The 459-nt window shown below is 53.2% G+C and carries 1 protein-coding gene; it reads right to left on the bottom strand.

Annotation, left to right across the window (positions count from 1 at the left end):
- Nucleotides 1-459, bottom strand: a 459-nt coding sequence (locus DPV79_RS41695; protein WP_133295811.1) for an AarF/ABC1/UbiB kinase family protein, incomplete at both ends; no start/stop codon positions are given.

Genomic DNA, 459 nt, shown 5'->3' with positions numbered 1-459 from the left:
TCCTTGAAGATGACCAGGTTACCTGGGTGGAGGTCGGCATGGAAAAAACCGTCACGAAAAATCATCTGGATCGTGGCGCTAATCCCCAGCCGGATAACCTTCTCCTTTTCCCAGCGGGTCAAAATGGCTGGCGCGCGGGCATCGGGCTTGATGCCCTGAAAGTATTCCATGCACAAGACATCGCGGTTGCTGAATTCGCGATAGATCTTTGGAAAATGAACGTCCGGTTGATCTTTGAAATTGGCCGCAAAAGCTTCGGCATTATCTGCTTCAAAACGTAAATCCACTTCGCGCAGCGTGTACCGGCTGAATTCGTCAATCAGACGCGCGGGCTGATAGCGCGAGAGAAAGATCTGCAGCGTGCGACCCAGCAGGCGCAGGAGCTTGGTGTCCGTTTCAACTGTTTGCCGTACTCCCGGCTTGAGAACCTTGAGAGCGACACGTTCGCCTGTATGCAAT

It is taken from the genome of Burkholderia reimsis (assembly GCF_003294055.1).
Lineage (GTDB): Bacteria > Pseudomonadota > Gammaproteobacteria > Burkholderiales > Burkholderiaceae > Burkholderia > Burkholderia cepacia.
Note: the sequence above shows the minus strand (reverse complement) of the source record. Positions and strands in the feature narration are given on the sequence as shown.